We start from the raw sequence: 15,932 nt of genomic DNA, 5'->3' as shown, positions 1-15,932 counted from the left end.
TGATATCATAACCCAGTATTTCACTTATATTTAAATACTAACTAAATACTTTTTCCAAAAATGATGCTATCTTTCCTATCAATCATGATATATAATTGTTCTCCGATAGGTTACCCACCTTTTCAATGAAAGGAGGTGAAAACAAAAAATGAAAAAGATTTTCGCAAGCAAAATTTCAGCTCTTATCGCTTCATTGATGATCGTGTCAGCGTTAGTGCCTGTACTTGCTTTTGCTAACTCGTTCGAGGGTGTTCCTACTTCATTGACTGGAACGACTAATGTTAAAGGTCAAGTTTATGTTACGGATAGTGTATACACAACAGGTAAAACAATTCCTGTTTATGTATATGGAGAAGATAATAAAACGGTTGTCGATGTGGTTTACGCTACATACGCAAGCAATGGCCGTTATGATATCGACTTCGATGTACCTTCTGTAACTTACTCTACCTACTTCTACTTGAACTACCACAATGTAACTCAAGCCGTATACTATAATCCGTATTATGGTGGTGGTGGATTCCCTGGATTCCCAAGTGGTGGCATTGTTGATAGCAATGGTAATGTAAATGGTGCGCAACTGACTAATCTCTTTGCAACCGATAAGAACCCTACTATTACATCAACTTCCGATGTAGTAACAATTCCTGCTGATGCATTGATCAAAGGTGAAACTCTTACGATCAAACTGGAAGATGGCACGTCCATCACCCTGCCGATCGCTGCTCTGAAACTGGAAGAGAAGGCAAAATCCCTTGGGATTGAACTGAGCGCTCTGGATATCAAAGTAGAACTTAAGAAGCTTACTGGCGACGCAGCTAAAGCGGTATCTGATGCTGTATACGGAATTGATGCGAAACCACTGGCAACTCCAGTTGATTTCAAAATCATTGCTGTTGGTGGCGGTAAAGAGGAACAGTACACTAAACTGGATGTTTACTTCAAACGTACGCTTCCGGTAATAGGTTCTGTTGACTCCGACAAAGTAACTGGTGTTGTGTATAACCCGGATACGAAAGAGCTGAGCTTCGTCCCAGCTACATTCGGAACTGAGGGAGACAAAACAATCGCTACTTTGCTCCGCAACAGCACAAGTATCTACACTGTCATCCAACTGGATAACGTATCCTTCGCGGATCTCGCTAACCACTGGGCGAAAGAAGATATTGAAACTCTTGCTGCGAAGTTGGTTGTAGAAGGTACGGGCGCTAACAAGTTCGAACCAAAACGCAACATTACTCGCGCTGAGTTTGCGGCTCTGATCGTTCGTTCACTCGGTCTTGATGCTACTGGAACCACATCTAAATTCTCGGACGTAAGTTCGAGCCAATGGTACGCTGGCGTTGTAGCTACGGCTGCAGAAGCTGGTATCGTACAAGGTGATGACAAAGGTAAATTCAACCCGAACGCTAACATCACCCGTAAAGAGCTGTCGGCCATGGTCGTTCGCGCCCTTGGTTATGCTGGTAAGGAAGTAACGCTTACTGATGCGGAAGCATCTGCTGCGTTGGCTGCCTTCACTGATGCAAGCAGTCTCGGCTGGGCAAAAGCTGAAGTCGCTGCAGCAGTTAAATCCGGTATTGTTCTTGGCCAAACTACTACGAAAGTGGTAGGTGACGCTAGCGCAAGCCGTGCTGAAGCTGCTACAATGGTAATTCGTTTGCTCGGTAACGCTGGTTTTATCAACAACTAATCCAGTGACTTAAAAACGATCCTTCGGGGTCGTTTTTTTGTTATCCGGAATGTATAGATATTTCATTATTGATCATCCTATAGTTGATGCAAATATATCCATGAATACAGACTTTCTAAACATTTTTGTTGATTTATTATTAGAGAAGATGGATAATGGGTAATGGATAGAGACATTACATATAATAGGAGGTTTTTTGAACATGGCACATCAACTACCAGCTTTACCGTATCCGAACAACGCACTGGAGCCCCACATTGATGAAACAACGATGATGATCCACCACGACCGTCATCATAATGCTTATGTAACGAATTTGAATGCTGCTCTGGAGTCCGCTCCTGATCTGCAAAGCAAATCGGTCGAAGACCTTATTGCTGATCTTAACAGTGTACCTGAAGCCATCCGCACTGCCGTTCGCAACAATGGCGGCGGACATGCTAACCACTCCCTCTTCTGGGAAACCATTGGACCAAACGCTGGCGGCACTCCAAGCGGAGCACTTGCCGAAGCGATCGCAAGCGAGCTTGGCGGATTCGATAAATTCAAAGAGGATTTTGCTAAAGCAGCTACAACCCGTTTCGGAAGCGGCTGGGCCTGGCTTGCAGCTGATAAAGCTGGCAAATTGAAAGTGTACAGCTTGCCTAACCAAGACAGCCCGATCATGGAAGGCGATACGCCGCTCCTTGGCCTTGATGTTTGGGAGCATGCTTACTATCTGAACTACCAAAACAAACGCCCTGATTATATCGCAGCGTTCTGGAATGTTGTGAACTGGTCGGAAGTTGGCAAACGTTACGAAGCTGCGAAATAAGCTTTGGAACAGTTAAAAACAGGACGAAGGCAAATCTGCCTTCGTCCTGTTTTTTTATGCTTTTCAAGCTTAGCTGCTCTATAGTCTGATTGTAATTCCTTCTCACCGAATAGGCGATTGCCGCATAAGCTTTATCATGATATCGACCTATACGCTCTGATGAAGGAGACGAATATGCATGTGGTATAACTTTTACACCCCCGTCCACGTTCAGGATGGATATAGTGTCGCCTATATCCCCCCTGCTCCGGCAGGCCGGGATTGCGGTTGTGGCGGCGGACCGCGTGGAATGATGGGTAGCCCCGGTGGCGGCCTGCAACCCGGACCGGGACTATTCCCACCGGGCCCTGGGCCGTTTCCACCCGGCCCAGGACCATTCCCGCCGGGGCCTGGGCCGTTTCCTCCGGGACCGTTTCCACCTGGACCGGGGCCATTCCCGCCGGGACCAGGTCCATTTCCACCCGGACCGGGACCGTTCCCGCCTGGTCCATTCCCTCCTGGACCAGGACCGTTTCCACCTGGACCAGGACCGTTTCCGCCGGGTCCGTGGCCAATTCCGATCCCTATCCCTATCCCGATTCCCGGGCCACCAATATTCCCTGGTTTCGTGACAGTGGTCATTAATGGAGGACGTTTCTTTCCGCAGGTTACTCAGGCCTATACCGTGCGCCATTTTCCGGGGATGACTGTTTATCAGGCTCTGGCCGGAACAGGTGTTGTTCGTTTCAATAACTTTGGCCAGATCATCTATGTCAGCGGCGTAGCTATAGCTGGAGATATTGGAACGATTCTGCGTCTGAATGGACGACTGATTGCGGAATCCCAGCTCTATCTGCCCATACAGTCAGGGGATACAGTCGGACTCGAGCTCATTCTGACAGGTGCTGGCGCAGTGATACCGAGGAGCATCCAGGATACGGGGACTGCATTGCCTTACAATTTGCAGCTGGAAAATAATTATGATCTCATCACCGACGATTCAGAAGATGACCTTTAAACAAGACGAAGGATGATTGATTGGTCTCATTACTTCAAATATCCTGCGTTGATCATGCCTTATGAGATGCCATCAAGAATTGGCTTCGCCGTCCCGTTGACGGCGAAGCAAAAGACTAACTTCACCTTTAAGAAAAGTGTAGAATTTTAAACTTTCTTGTATTTAAATGAAGAAGGCCCGATTACAGCGTCACCATTGACGCCTGATCGGGCCTTCTATTTTCTCCCAGCGCTTAGTGGGCGCTGGCTTCTTCTTTAATGGCCTTTAGCCGTTTCATCACATCATTGGCGCCACGGCCGAAGTAGTCGTGAAGCTGATTGTACTCCGCGTACAGCTTGTCATATACCGCGACGTTAGCTGGAATCGGCTTGAACGTCTCCTCCCTCACGCGGGCCATTGCGGCCGCCGCGTCGACAACATTGTCGTAGCCGCCTGCTTCCGCACCGGCCGCCACAGCGCCGAACATGGCCGCCCCCAGCGCGGGCGTCTGCCGGGAGGCCGCGATTTTGATCTCGCGGTTGGTCACATCTGCGTAGATTTGCATAAGCAGACGGTTCTTTTGCGGGAGGCCCCCGCAGGCGTACAGCTCATCCACAGCCACACCGTTGCTGTGGAAGGCCTCCACGATTTTACGAGTGCCGAAAGCAGTCGCTTCCAGCAGCGCGCGATAGACTTCATAAGGCTTGGTCAGCAGGGTAAGACCAACCATCATCCCGGTCAGATCCGTATCGACAAGCACGGAACGATTGCCGTTCCACCAGTCGAGCGCGAGCACGCCGGATTCGCCGACATTGAGCTCTGACGCTTTCTTTTCCAGCCACTCATGGATGCTGATGCCTTCCTGCTTGGCTGCCTCAACGGCATAGGCCGGAACCGCTTCATCCACATACCAGGCGAAAATATCGCCAACGGCCGATTGACCGGCTTCATAACCGTAATAGCCCGGAATGATGCCATCCTCGACAACGCCGCACATGCCTTCAACCTGCTTCTCTTCCGAGCCGAGCAGCATATGACAGATCGAGGTCCCCATGGCCATTACCAGCTTGCCGGGGGTGACAACACCTACTGCGGGAACCGCAGCATGCGCATCGACATTGCCGACCGCAATTGCGATACCTGCGGTTAGGCCCATGCGCGCAGCCATATCCGCCGTCAACTCGCCCGCTTTGGAGCCAAGCGGCAGAACATCGCCGCGGAGCTTCGTATCCGCAAGATTTTCCAGCCTTGGATCAAGCGCTTTATAGAACTCGCTGCTTGGATATCCATCCCGCTTGTGCCAAATGGACTTGTATCCGGCCGTGCAGCTGTTGCGCACAATGTTTCCCGTCATCTGGCCGACAACCCAGTCGGTTGCTTCCACGAATTTATCCGCAGCCTCATACATCTCCGGAGCTTCGTTCAGAATCTGCCATGACTTGGCCAGCATCCATTCGGAGGATATTTTGCCGCCGTAACGGGGGAGGAACGACTCGCCGCGGCTTGCCGCGATTTCATTAATGAGGTTCGCCTCATCCTGTGCCGCATGATGCTTCCACAGCTTCACCCAGCTGTGCGGATTGGCTTTGTACGCCTCATTGAAGCAGAGCGGCTGCCCCGCCCCATCGATCGGCAGCATGGTACATGCGGTAAAGTCGATGCCAAGACCGATGACCTCGCTTGCCGCAATACCGGATTCCTTCATAACGGCAGGCACCGACGTCGTCAGCACCTCAATATAGTCGGCCGGATGCTGCAGCGCCCAGTCATGCTCCAGCTTGAGACCAGACTCCGGCAATTTCTCATCAATAACGTTGTGACGGTAGGGCGTCACATGCTCGGCGATTTCCGCACCATCGCTCAGACGCACCAATACCGCGCGGCCGGATTCCGTTCCATAGTCCACGCCAATTGCATATTTGCTGCTCATGATTCAGGGATCCCCCTTTGAAATGTAGTCCTTGTAAACGATTACTTTTGTCCATAATAAGCATTTTTACCGTGCTTGCGCAAGTAGTGGCGATCCAGCAAATGTTGATCCATTGGCTGTATATTCGGATTTAATTGGAAGGTATGCAGTGCCATCTTGGCCGCTTCCTCGACGACAACCGCATTATGCACCGCATTATGCGGATCCTTCCCCCAGCAGAAGGGCGCATGGCTGTATACGAGCGCAGCCGGCACCTGATTGGGATCGATGCCGCCTTGAGTGAAGGTCTCAATAATGACGTTGCCTGTCTCCAGCTCATAAGCGCCTTGAATTTCGGCTTCTGTCATTGGACGTGTACAAGGGATTTCACCGTAAAAATAATCCGCATGCGTCGTTCCAAGCGCGGGAATCGGCCGTCCGGCCTGCGCCCAGCTCGTGGCCCATGGAGAATGGGTATGCACGATCCCTCCAATGCCATCAAAAGCGCGATACAAAGCGACATGCGTCGGCGTATCCGAAGAGGGCCGAAGATTCCCTTCGACAACATTCCCTTCCAGGTCCACTATGACGATTTGCTCAGGCTTCAGCTCATCATAAGGAACACCGCTCGGCTTGATGGCCACAAGACCTCTCTCCCGGTCAATGCCGCTTACATTCCCCCAGGTAAAGGTGACAAGGCCATACTGGGGCAGCTCCATATTGGCTTCCCATACGGCTTGTTTTAAAGCATCCAGCATAAAATAGTTCTCCTTTCGCCGCATTCATCCATAGTCGCTGCGGCAGCTTGGCTATTTATTCAAATACCCGAAAATATGGTGCCAAATATAATGGTGTTTCATTCGCTATTATTATAACTTGTACGTACAAGTGTGTCACGATTAATTTTTTACTTCTTCTCCGGCCGGGGCGGTAGACTCCCTTACAATCAAGCGCGGTTCATATACAATATCCGCCTCCGGCTTGCGGCTGCGGCCTTGTCCCAACAGACGAATAAGCAGCTTCACGGCATCCTCACCCATTCGTGTCTTGGGATGCTCCAGTGTTGTCAGCTTCACTTCCGTTGCTGTAGCCAGTGTGGCATCATCAAATCCCACCATGGATAGATCCTCCGGCACCGTCAAGCCCTTTCCCCGCACCACATCAAGCAGCTTCACAGCCAGCTCGTCGTTATAGCAAACAATCGCCGTCGGACGCTCCCCGGCTGCCTGGCCAAGCAGCGCCGACAGCTCCGCAGCAGGCCTGATCAGCTTCTCCTCGGTAGTATACCGGATAAGGTGCTCGGAACGCACCGTCAGATGATGCTCGCGCAGAGCACGCAGGAAACCGCGCATCCGGTAGATCCCCTGAAAATCGTCGGTCTTAAAAAATCCGGCAATCCGCCGGTGTCTGAGCCTGATCAAGTGCTCTGCCGCGCGGAATCCGCCAAGCTCGTCGTCAACCTTCAGACACGGCGCATCCAGATCGCTGTATCGCTCGTTAAGCATAACAAACGGAATTCCTCTGGATTCCAGCGACAGATAATAGTCGAGATTAGGGTTTCCCTCCGCACTCTTGGTCGGCTCGATGATCAGTCCGCTTGGCTGCTGCTGCAGCATGGATTCCAGACTCTCCCGTTCCTTGTTCTTCTCATTGTCCGTGCTGGCCAGCAGCAGCCTGGCCCCATGCAGGCGAAGCGCCGATTCCACCCCGCGTACAATCGTCGGGAATATATAATCGGAGATATGCGTCGTCATCAATCCGATGGTCAGCCCCTGCTGGGCCGGATGCTTGCCAGCAGCCGCAGAAGCCGCGTCAGCTACGAATGTTCCTTTTCCCTGTGAGCGATAAAGCCAGCCCTCCGCTTCCAGTTCCCCAAGCGCCTGCCTCACAGTCTGGCGGCTCAGGCTGAATGTTGCGGCAATCTCGTTCTCCGAAGGAAGCTTGTCATGCGGCTTGAATTGTTCCGCCGTGATCCAGGTCAAAATCTCTTCCTTTAGTTGCATATACTTGGGCGGAAGCTGTTCCTTCACGCTGCACCTCGATTCCTGCATTCAGCTTGTATGCTTCATATTATATCATGCGCTTAACTTGTACGTACATACTCGCCGGGTTGCCCCATTATTTTCAGCCTGCAAGATTGTTTTGACAACAAACCGGATTATCCCTAACATATGGATCACAGATATATAGAATTGAGATATACAACATAAGGGAGGTATGGACGATGCCCACAAACCAGGCTGACATGGAGAATCAGACTGACGCCGAGATCAAGGCCAAGCAAACGGGAGCAAGTTATATCCGGCTGGCGCTGTTTTTGCTTGCAGCGGTCTTCGCCGTATGTGTCGTCATGCAGGTATTCCTGGCAGGAATGGCTTCATTCGTCAATTCGTCGCATTGGCAGGATCACCGGTCGTTCGTTCACTATTTCGAAATGATCCCACTGGCTATGCTGGTATTAACCTTTATTGGCCCAACCGGCCGCGCCATCCGGTTTTTGGGATTTGGAATGGTCATTCTGATCATCATGCAGTACCTAACGGCTCATATGGGAGACCGGATTCCCGAGCTGGCCGCGCTTCATCCTGTGCTCGCTTTGCTGTTGTTCTGGATCTCAATGATCGCAGTAAAACGCGCCTTCAGCGCCTGGAGGAGCGGGCGGGTCTGATTCAATTTCCAGTTGTCTCCAGCCTGGCAGCTAAAGAAATACAAAAAAGCCGTCTGCCAAGGATCGTGCCCTGGGCAAACGGCTTGAACTAAAGCGTTCCTTTACTTTGTCGACCCAAAGCATCATACGTCTCAAGACGTTATGACGGTGTTGGGTCCACATGCTGGCAAGGAGAGAATCTGCTTACGGCGGGGCGAGTAAGTCAGGCTGCGCATGCGGAATCGTTCTTATGTTAGTTGCAGGTTACAAGGTCGATCGACTGGCACTTCGGCAGACTGCTTTCCGCCTGCCCGCAGATAATCTTCTTTTAAAGCAGTTCATTATTTACTTCATTAATTATAAACCTCGCTTAGCGTACACCTGTCCCAAGGCGCTCGATCATAAATGCCCTTACCTCTTCCGAGAGATCTTCTCTTTCCAATGCCATATCAATCGTAGCCTGTACAAATCCCAGCTTATCGCCGACGTCATGTCTCCGGCCCTGGAAGCGGAATGCGGTGAGCGGCGATTCCCAGTTCAGACGCTGCAGGCTGTCGGTGAGCTGAATCTCGCCGCCTTTGCCGGGTTCGGCCCTCTCCAGCAGCGCGAAGATTGCCGGATCAAGGATATATCGGCCAACTACTGCAAGATTGGACGGCGCTTCGCCGGGCAGCGGTTTTTCCACGAGTCCCCTGATACGGCCCTGCTCCGCTTCACGGTCCAGCTCGACAATACCGTACTTATGCGTCTGGTCCCACGGCACTTCCATAACGGCCACGACTGAGGAACCGTTCGTTTCGTAAACATCGATCATTTGCTTCAGGCAAGGCGGCTCCGACAGCAGAATGTCATCCCCGAGCAGCACCGCAAAGGGCTCGTCCCCCACAAAGCTGCGCGCACATAATACGGCATGTCCGAGTCCGAGCGGCTCGCGCTGGCGTGTGTAACAGATATCCGCCATATGCGAGATGCCTCTCACCAGATCCAGCATTTCGGCTTTGCCGTGCGCCTCAAGCTCAGCCTCCAGCTCCACCGACTTGTCAAAATGGTCTTCAATCGCCCGTTTGTTGCGGCCCGTCACAATCATGATGCTCTCGATTCCGGAGGCGACTGCTTCCTCTACAATATATTGTATGGCAGGCTTATCAATAAGCGGCAGCATTTCCTTAGGCTGTGCCTTGGTAGCGGGCAGAAACCGGGTACCCAGTCCCCCCGCCGGAATAATGGCCTTGCGTACGCGTTTTCCCATCATCATTTTCATATCCCCCATAAGCGTTATTTATACTACTTCCATAATACTCCCATTCGGACAATCGCACCATGGTAAAATAGGCATCAGGTCCCGGTTTGACATCCTTTCTGCCTCATGACACACTTGAAAACGATGGATACTTCCGCGTATTACTCGTATAAAGGAGGACTAATTATGCTGATTACCCGATCGCTGCGCACGTCCCGGCACGATGAGATGATGGATATTACCCGCGAAATCACAGCCATTGTCAGTCAAAAAGGGATAAAATCCGGCCTCGCCGTCATTTATTGCCCGCATACGACCGCCGGAATTACGATTCAGGAGAATGCCGATCCCGATGTGAAGCATGATGTGCTGATGCGTCTGGATGAGGTGTACCCGTGGGAGCACCCGAAATACCGGCATGCCGAAGGCAATACCGCCTCCCATCTGAAAGCCATGACGACCGGCACCTCGCAAACGGTCATTATCGCGGAGGGCCGGCTGCTTCTGGGCAGATGGCAGGGGATTTATTTCTGCGAATTCGACGGGCCCCGCTCACGCGAATATTATGTGAAGCTGATTGCAGACTGATAGTGCCCAACCACCAGGAACTCGACTGCCCCAGCGGCAGAAAATGCCTGCCTTCTTGCAGTGCCAGACCGCAAGCCGGCCAGCTATATTTGATGCACGAGATCCATGAAACAAGGCCATAACAACCCTAAACACGCAGCGCTGACGGCATTCCTCCATCTCACAAGAGCTGGAAATGACCGCCTGCAAATTGCGTGTTTTTCATTATTTCAAATTGCTATTGACAACTTTCCTTATTTATAATAATTTTAATGTAGAAATAATTATCGATATGGTTCAAGGTGAATCGGCTTGGTTAATGAGAGGAGAGAAACGATATGGAAAACATCACAATAGTAGGTACCGGGCCAGCCGGATTAACGGCTGCCATCTATCTTGCACGCGCCGGCTTCAGCCCGTTGGTTCTGGAAGGACCGCAGCCGGGGGGACAGCTGACGACAACTACTGAGGTCGAGAATTATCCCGGTTTCCAGGACGGCATCCTCGGTTCCGAGCTGATGTCCAATATGCGCAAACAGGCGCAGCGCTTCGGGGCCCGTTTTCAGACCGGCTGGGTGGATGAGGCGAATCTCTCCGAGAGACCCTATAAATTGAAGCTGGAGAACGGCAGTGAAATTTTTACGAAATCTGTGGTTATTTCCACCGGCGCTTCGGCAAAATATATGGGAGTGCCCGGGGAACGCGACAACGTTGGCCGAGGAGTCAGCACCTGTGCGACTTGTGACGGATTTTTCTTCCGCGGCAAAAAAATTATTGTTGTCGGCGGCGGCGATTCCGCTATGGAGGAAGCTTCCTTCCTGACCCGATTCGCATCCGAGGTCAGACTGGTTCACAGACGCGACGAGCTTCGCGCTTCGAAAATCATGCAGGACCGGGCCAGAGCCAATGATAAAATTGTATGGAGCCTGAATGTAACTCCGCAGGAGGTAGTTGCTGGGGATCAGGGGCTGAGCGGCCTTCGCGTTCATGATAATGCAACCGGTGAAGACGTGCTGCTTGAAGCAGACGGCGTATTTGTAGCGATTGGCCATACGCCGAACACCGCTTTTCTGGGCGGGCAGGTCACGACCGATGATCAAGGCTATATCGTAGTTCAGCCAGGAACGTCGAAAACCAATCTGCCGGGCGTATTCGCCTGCGGGGATGTTCAGGACCGCCATTACCGCCAAGCCATTACCGCCGCGGGCAGCGGATGTATGGCTGCGCTGGATGCCGAACGGTTCCTGGAAGATGCGGATGCAGCTTTAATGAGCTCGGATCTGGAGCTCGTTACACAGGAAATCGCCTTCGGAGACTGAGCAGCTTTAGCATAATGCCCCTTAACATAAGCGTTGATAATTTTCCGGCAAGGCCGGAGGTTCATCAAATAGATAAGAGAAATCAACTTTTAAGGAGCGTGTTTTCAATGACGAAGCTGCATGATATTTTAAACAAGCAAATTTCCACCTGGAGCGTTCTTTATGTGAAGCTGCATAATTTCCACTGGTATGTGAAGGGCAACCAGTTCTTCACCTTGCACGTGAAATTCCAGGAGCTTTACGAGGAAGCGACATTGGTCGTGGATGATTTTGCCGAGCGCCTGTTGGCGTTGGAGGGCAAACCTGTAGCTACGATGACGGAACATCTGAAGCTCTCCAGCGTAAAGGAGGCTACCGGCAAAGAAGAAGCGACCCAGATGGTCGATTCACTCATTGATGACTTTACCGTAGTCGCCGGCGAGCTGAAGGAAGGCATGGAGGAAGCCGAGAAAAAAGGCGACGAAACGACAGCCGATATGCTGCTTGCCGTTCATAAATCGCTGGAAAAGCATCTGTGGATGCTGAAGGCTTTCAACGGCCGTTAAACCTTTCAGCCCTTCGCGAAGAAGGCTTGATCTCCTTGTTCTTCTTAACAATAAGAAGAAGCGCTATTACCCGATTATGGCGAGAAGAAAGCTTCTTCACCTTATGGAATACAAGCCATGCAAAGACCAAAAAAACTTTCTTCTATTATATATAGGAATGAAGCGCCTGTTTCCCGAAATCGGGGAGACGGGCGCTTTTTCATTCTTACTCTTTAATGTACGCTCAGAGCCGGCTCCGGCTGCGCCTCTTCCTTCCCTCCCCATTTTTTGTGGCGCTTGATTTCCTCCAGCATTCTCACATAAATATCCGGTCTCCAGTCCGGCAGGCCCGTAATCGGATTGTCGTTGAACAGTGTCAGCAGCTTGCGCGCTTTGTCGGCGAGGGACAGATCAAGCGTTGCCACCAGCAGTTCTTCGTGCTGCTCAACCGGCTCTGCATAGTATCGGGTGGACAGCATATTCACAGATGGGCCGATGATCATGCTGCCTCCGGGAAATTTCAGTCTGTCCAGATCCGGTCCGACCAGATTGGAGCTGACGAGGAAGGTTGCGTTCTCGATCACCCGCGATTTCAGTGTCGTATAATAGAATTCCTGCCAGCCCTCTATCTCCGAGACTGCTGTCGGATTCAGATAGAGCCGCGAGCCGAGCGCCGAATAATGCCGGGTGAGCTCGGGGAAACAGTAGGAATCATAGCATATGCCCACACCCACCGGACCCCATGGCGTATCGAACATCAGCGGCTCGCTGCCTTTCTTCGCCCACATCGACTCTTTGCCGGCCGGATGAATTTTGCGGTAGGAGCCGATCACTCCCTCAGGACCCAATACCAGGGCGGAATTGTAGATAAGGGCAGGATCTTCCGCATCCTTCTCTATCATACCGAGTACAACATAGAGGCCAAGCGATTTCGTCAATGCTGCCAACCCGTCTGAGGCTGGTCCGGGAATAGTCTCCGCGATTCCAATCTGCATCTCGATGGAATCGCCCTTCACATCGTACCCGGTAAGCGCCGTCTCGGGAAACAGGACGATCTTCGCCCCGCGGTCTGCCGCCGCCTGAATATACCCTTTGATCCGCTCCAGATTGCCTGCTTTATTGCCCCATTCCGCATTAAAGTTCACACTTGCGACCGTAACGATATTTTCATACCCCATTGTTCATCCAACCCTTCCATATTTGAGTTTATGAGAAAACGTGATACCTCTATTAAGCCGGCATACTCTCCTGAAGCAGCAGACAAGCCGCTTCATGCCCGGGCGATACCTCCTGCAGAACCGGTGTCTCTACTGCGCAGCGATCCGTCGCCAACGGGCAGCGCGTACGAAACCGACAGCCGGATGGCGGATTCAAGGGACTTGGCAGCTCCCCTTTCAGCACTGGTTCCCCGTTTCCTTTGTGATGCTCAAACGCCGTTTCCAGAGAGGGGGCAGAGGCAAGCAGCGCCTGGGTATACGGGTGGGCGGCACGGCCGAAAATCTGCGAGGTTGGCCCTTTCTCCACCACACGCCCGAGATACATGACCATGACTTCATCGCTCATATACTCGACCACATGCAGGTCATGAGATATGAAGATCATCGACAGCGACAGGTCCTGCTTCAAATCCTGGAACAGATTCAGCACCTGAGCCTGAACGGATTTGTCCAAGGCGGAGACCGCTTCATCGGCAATGACGATATCCGGGGCCAGAATGAGCGCGCGGGCAATCGCTACACGCTGCCTCTGTCCGCCGCTGAGACTGGCCGGAAGCCGCCCTGCATGCGTACGGGACAAGCCGACCGATTCCATAAAATGATGGGCCTTCGCCCGGGAAGCCGCTTTGCTCTCACCGCTCGCCCACAGCGGGAAAGCAATGTTATCGATCACCGGCATTTGCGGATTAATCGAGGAATAAGGATTCTGGAACACCATCTGGATGCGCTGGCGCATATTTTTGAGCGGAAGGCCCTTCAGATCCAGAATGTTCTGCTCGCGATATTTCACTTCACCCTGGTCCGGTTCGATCAACCGCATCAGCAGACGGGCAAGCGTGGATTTGCCGCATCCGGATTCGCCGACGATGCCCAGCGTTCCCCGTTCGCCCAGCTTGAAGGATACCCGGTCCAAGGCAGACACGCCGCCCTTCGTACGCCCGAAGAAATTGCGGATCGGGAAAGTTTTGCCCAGTTCATTAACCTCAAGTATATGCTCCATACCGATCCCTCCGTTTATCGCTTGATTTCTAGTGCGTCACTGAGCGCATCCGATACCAGATTGAGCGACAGTGAGGTAAGGAAAATGAAAATCCCGGGCACGACGGTGACAAGCGGGTTGATAAAGATCAGCTGCTTCAAATTATTGAGCATGAAGCCCCACTCCGGGGTTGGCGGCGAAACGCCCAGTCCCAGGAAGCTAAGGCCCGAAGCCAGCATGAGGCATACACCGATCTGCGATGTGCTGAATACGAAGACTTTGCTGAATATATTGCTTAAAATATGCGAGCGGATAATGAGCAGATTACCGGCTCCGCTGGATTGGGCCGCTTCGATAAACTCCTCCTTGCGGACCTCCTTCACTGCGCTTTCGGCAATCCGGGCGATCGGCGGAATAAAGACGACCGTCGCGGAAATGATAATATTGCTAATTCCCGGCCCAAGCGCTGCGGATATCCCGATGGCCAGCAGAATCGCGGGGAATGAAAATACGATATCCAGCGAGCGCATAATAATCGTATTGATCCACCTACCAAAATAACCGGCGATAACTCCAAGCCCGCCTCCGATTACGACTGCGAGAATCACAGGCAGAATCCCGGATAACAGGCTGAGCCTTCCGCCATACAGGATCCGGGACAGCAGATCCCGCCCCTGTTCATCCGTACCCAACAAGTGTCCGGCAGAGCCAACCTTGAGCAGACGGTCCTGGACATTTCCGTTAACGGGATCATAGGGAGAAACAACGGGCGCCAGCAGACAGGCGAGAATAATGATCATAAGCAGCACCAGCGCACCAACGGCCACTTTCCTCTTCGTGAAAGCACGCCATATATTGGCAAGCCGGGAAGGTTCCCGGCTCGCACCCGGCACCAATACCGCATCACGTACCGTCTGAACATTGGTGGACATTGTTACCGCCTCCTTAAGAGATTTTGCGCTGCTTCTTGTAACTGCTCCCTGGTAAGCAAATATTCGCTTCGGAAGTATAGGCTTAGTTTTTAGCGCTGCTTCATAGTCCTATAAGCTGAAAACCCACTTCGGAAGCATAGGCCTTGAGTTTGCTTACACCTGACGAACACGGGGATCCATCGTCGCATGAATGGCGTCCACGATCATATTGATCATGACGAATGCAATCGCGATGATCAATACGCCAGCCTGCACAACCGGGAAGTCGCGCTGCCCGATCGCCTGATAGATAACCTGACCGACGCCCGGCCAGGAGAATACCGTCTCTACCAGCACGGAACCGCCGAGCAGATAACCAAACTGAAGTCCCGTTACGTTAAGAATGGTCGGCATGCCATTGCGGAGAACATGGCGCAGCACTGTCAGCGAGCCGCTTCCCTTGGCCTGCAGGGCAAACACAAAATCCTGCTGCAGCAGACCGGATACTGTGCTCCGTATCATTCTGGTCATGACGCCGACTGTCGACAATACCGTTGCAATGGTCGGAAGAATGAGGTGGCGAAACAGGTCCGCCGCCCCTCCCTGCCCAACGGAGGTCATCCCCGAGGAGGGCAGCCACCCCAGCGTGACGGAGAAGACTCCGATCAGGATCAGCCCGGCCCAGAAATTCGGCAGTCCGATACCCGCAAGGCTGAGTCCATTCACGATGGAAGCGAGCCTGGATTTGGGATAATAGGCGCTGAAGACACCGATTGCCAATGAAATAATGAAGGATATGACTGCTGATGCAAGGGCGAGAATCAATGTATTCTTCAGTGCCGGCAGGAGCAGATCCGTCACCGGCAGCCTTCTGACAATGGAGTCGCCCAGATTGCCCTGCAGAATACGTCCCAGCCAATCCACATACTGAATGGCAATCGATTTATCGAGGCCGAGCTCGGCTCTGATGACCGCGCGCTCCGCTTCGGAGGCGTCCGGCGGAAGGATGGAATTGACGGGATCTCCCGGAACAATTTTGAGCATCAGGAAGACGACGACGGAAACGCCAAGCAGTGTCGGAATCATGAGCAGCAGTCTTTTCGAGATGAATGAACCCATGGCGCGTGCCCCCTTAT

General features: G+C 52.2%; 15 protein-coding genes. 7 read left to right on the top strand and 8 right to left on the bottom strand.

The window, feature by feature from the left end:
* Positions 1-148: 148 nt before the first annotated feature.
* From AC0YNV_RS21360 to AC0YNV_RS21350, 3 genes are all read left to right on the top strand, one after another.
* Positions 149-1,693 carry an S-layer homology domain-containing protein gene (locus AC0YNV_RS21360; RefSeq protein ID WP_475769816.1) on the top strand — a complete coding sequence of 515 codons (1,545 nt, stop codon included), beginning with the start codon at positions 149-151 and terminating at the stop codon, positions 1,691-1,693.
* Between the two features lie 202 nt (positions 1,694-1,895).
* On the top strand, positions 1,896-2,507 hold the full coding sequence (locus tag AC0YNV_RS21355; RefSeq protein WP_475769815.1) for a superoxide dismutase: 612 nt from the start codon (positions 1,896-1,898) through the stop codon (positions 2,505-2,507).
* Positions 2,508-3,120: 613 nt separating this feature from the next.
* Positions 3,121-3,504: a hypothetical protein gene (locus tag AC0YNV_RS21350; protein WP_475769814.1), complete on the top strand. Its 384-nt coding sequence runs from the start codon at positions 3,121-3,123 to the stop codon at positions 3,502-3,504.
* 232 nt (positions 3,505-3,736) lie between these two features.
* Here AC0YNV_RS21350 and AC0YNV_RS21345 read toward each other — a convergent pair whose 3' ends face one another.
* The 3 genes from AC0YNV_RS21345 to AC0YNV_RS21335 all read right to left on the bottom strand — a co-directional run bounded on the left by AC0YNV_RS21345 (position 3,737) and on the right by AC0YNV_RS21335 (position 7,422).
* Positions 3,737-5,413 carry a ribulokinase gene (locus AC0YNV_RS21345; protein ID WP_475769813.1) on the bottom strand — a complete coding sequence of 559 codons (1,677 nt, stop codon included), beginning with the start codon at positions 5,411-5,413 and terminating at the stop codon, positions 3,737-3,739.
* A gap of 41 nt (positions 5,414-5,454) precedes the next feature.
* Positions 5,455-6,150 carry an L-ribulose-5-phosphate 4-epimerase gene (gene araD, locus AC0YNV_RS21340; RefSeq protein WP_475769812.1) on the bottom strand — a complete coding sequence of 232 codons (696 nt, stop codon included), beginning with the start codon at positions 6,148-6,150 and terminating at the stop codon, positions 5,455-5,457.
* Positions 6,151-6,291: 141 nt separating this feature from the next.
* Complete coding sequence (locus AC0YNV_RS21335; RefSeq protein WP_475769811.1) at positions 6,292-7,422, bottom strand: substrate-binding domain-containing protein; 1,131 nt, start codon at positions 7,420-7,422, stop codon at positions 6,292-6,294.
* A gap of 194 nt (positions 7,423-7,616) precedes the next feature.
* Here AC0YNV_RS21335 and AC0YNV_RS21330 point away from each other — a divergent pair, with 194 nt between their 5' ends.
* A complete protein-coding gene (locus AC0YNV_RS21330) occupies positions 7,617-8,060 on the top strand; it encodes a DUF6220 domain-containing protein (RefSeq protein WP_475769810.1) in 444 nt (147 codons plus the stop codon).
* Positions 8,061-8,409: 349 nt separating this feature from the next.
* Here AC0YNV_RS21330 and galU read toward each other — a convergent pair whose 3' ends face one another.
* Positions 8,410-9,294 carry a UTP--glucose-1-phosphate uridylyltransferase GalU gene (galU, locus tag AC0YNV_RS21325; RefSeq protein ID WP_475769809.1) on the bottom strand — a complete coding sequence of 295 codons (885 nt, stop codon included), beginning with the start codon at positions 9,292-9,294 and terminating at the stop codon, positions 8,410-8,412.
* 171 nt (positions 9,295-9,465) lie between these two features.
* Here galU and AC0YNV_RS21320 point away from each other — a divergent pair, with 171 nt between their 5' ends.
* The 3 genes from AC0YNV_RS21320 (at position 9,466) to AC0YNV_RS21310 (ending at position 11,710) form a co-directional block, all read left to right on the top strand.
* Positions 9,466-9,867 carry a secondary thiamine-phosphate synthase enzyme YjbQ gene (locus AC0YNV_RS21320; RefSeq protein WP_475769808.1) on the top strand — a complete coding sequence of 134 codons (402 nt, stop codon included), beginning with the start codon at positions 9,466-9,468 and terminating at the stop codon, positions 9,865-9,867.
* Between the two features lie 317 nt (positions 9,868-10,184).
* Positions 10,185-11,165 (top strand): thioredoxin-disulfide reductase, encoded by a 981-nt coding sequence (gene trxB / locus AC0YNV_RS21315; RefSeq protein ID WP_475769807.1) that lies wholly within the window; start codon positions 10,185-10,187, stop codon positions 11,163-11,165.
* Between the two features lie 107 nt (positions 11,166-11,272).
* Complete coding sequence (locus tag AC0YNV_RS21310) at positions 11,273-11,710, top strand: Dps family protein (RefSeq protein WP_210042798.1); 438 nt, start codon at positions 11,273-11,275, stop codon at positions 11,708-11,710.
* 212 nt (positions 11,711-11,922) lie between these two features.
* Here the strand turns inward: AC0YNV_RS21310 and AC0YNV_RS21305 are convergent, their stop codons facing one another.
* From AC0YNV_RS21305 to AC0YNV_RS21290, 4 genes are all read right to left on the bottom strand, one after another.
* Positions 11,923-12,867, bottom strand: a complete 945-nt coding sequence (locus AC0YNV_RS21305) for a carbon-nitrogen hydrolase family protein (protein ID WP_475769806.1) — start codon at positions 12,865-12,867, stop codon at positions 11,923-11,925.
* A 52-nt stretch (positions 12,868-12,919) separates the two neighbouring features.
* Positions 12,920-13,906, bottom strand: coding sequence for an ABC transporter ATP-binding protein (locus AC0YNV_RS21300; protein ID WP_475769805.1), 987 nt, complete (start codon positions 13,904-13,906; stop codon positions 12,920-12,922).
* A gap of 14 nt (positions 13,907-13,920) precedes the next feature.
* The gene (locus AC0YNV_RS21295; RefSeq protein ID WP_475769804.1) at positions 13,921-14,817 is read right to left on the bottom strand and encodes an ABC transporter permease; all 897 of its coding nucleotides are present in this window, start codon (positions 14,815-14,817) and stop codon (positions 13,921-13,923) included.
* A 153-nt stretch (positions 14,818-14,970) separates the two neighbouring features.
* Positions 14,971-15,915, bottom strand: a complete 945-nt coding sequence (locus AC0YNV_RS21290) for an ABC transporter permease (RefSeq protein ID WP_475769803.1) — start codon at positions 15,913-15,915, stop codon at positions 14,971-14,973.
* Positions 15,916-15,932 lie beyond the last annotated feature (17 nt).

Source organism: Paenibacillus sp. JT31N11 (genome assembly GCF_056269285.1).
The sequence above is the reverse complement of the archived record's forward strand: the minus strand, read 5'-3'. Positions and strand labels throughout refer to the sequence as shown.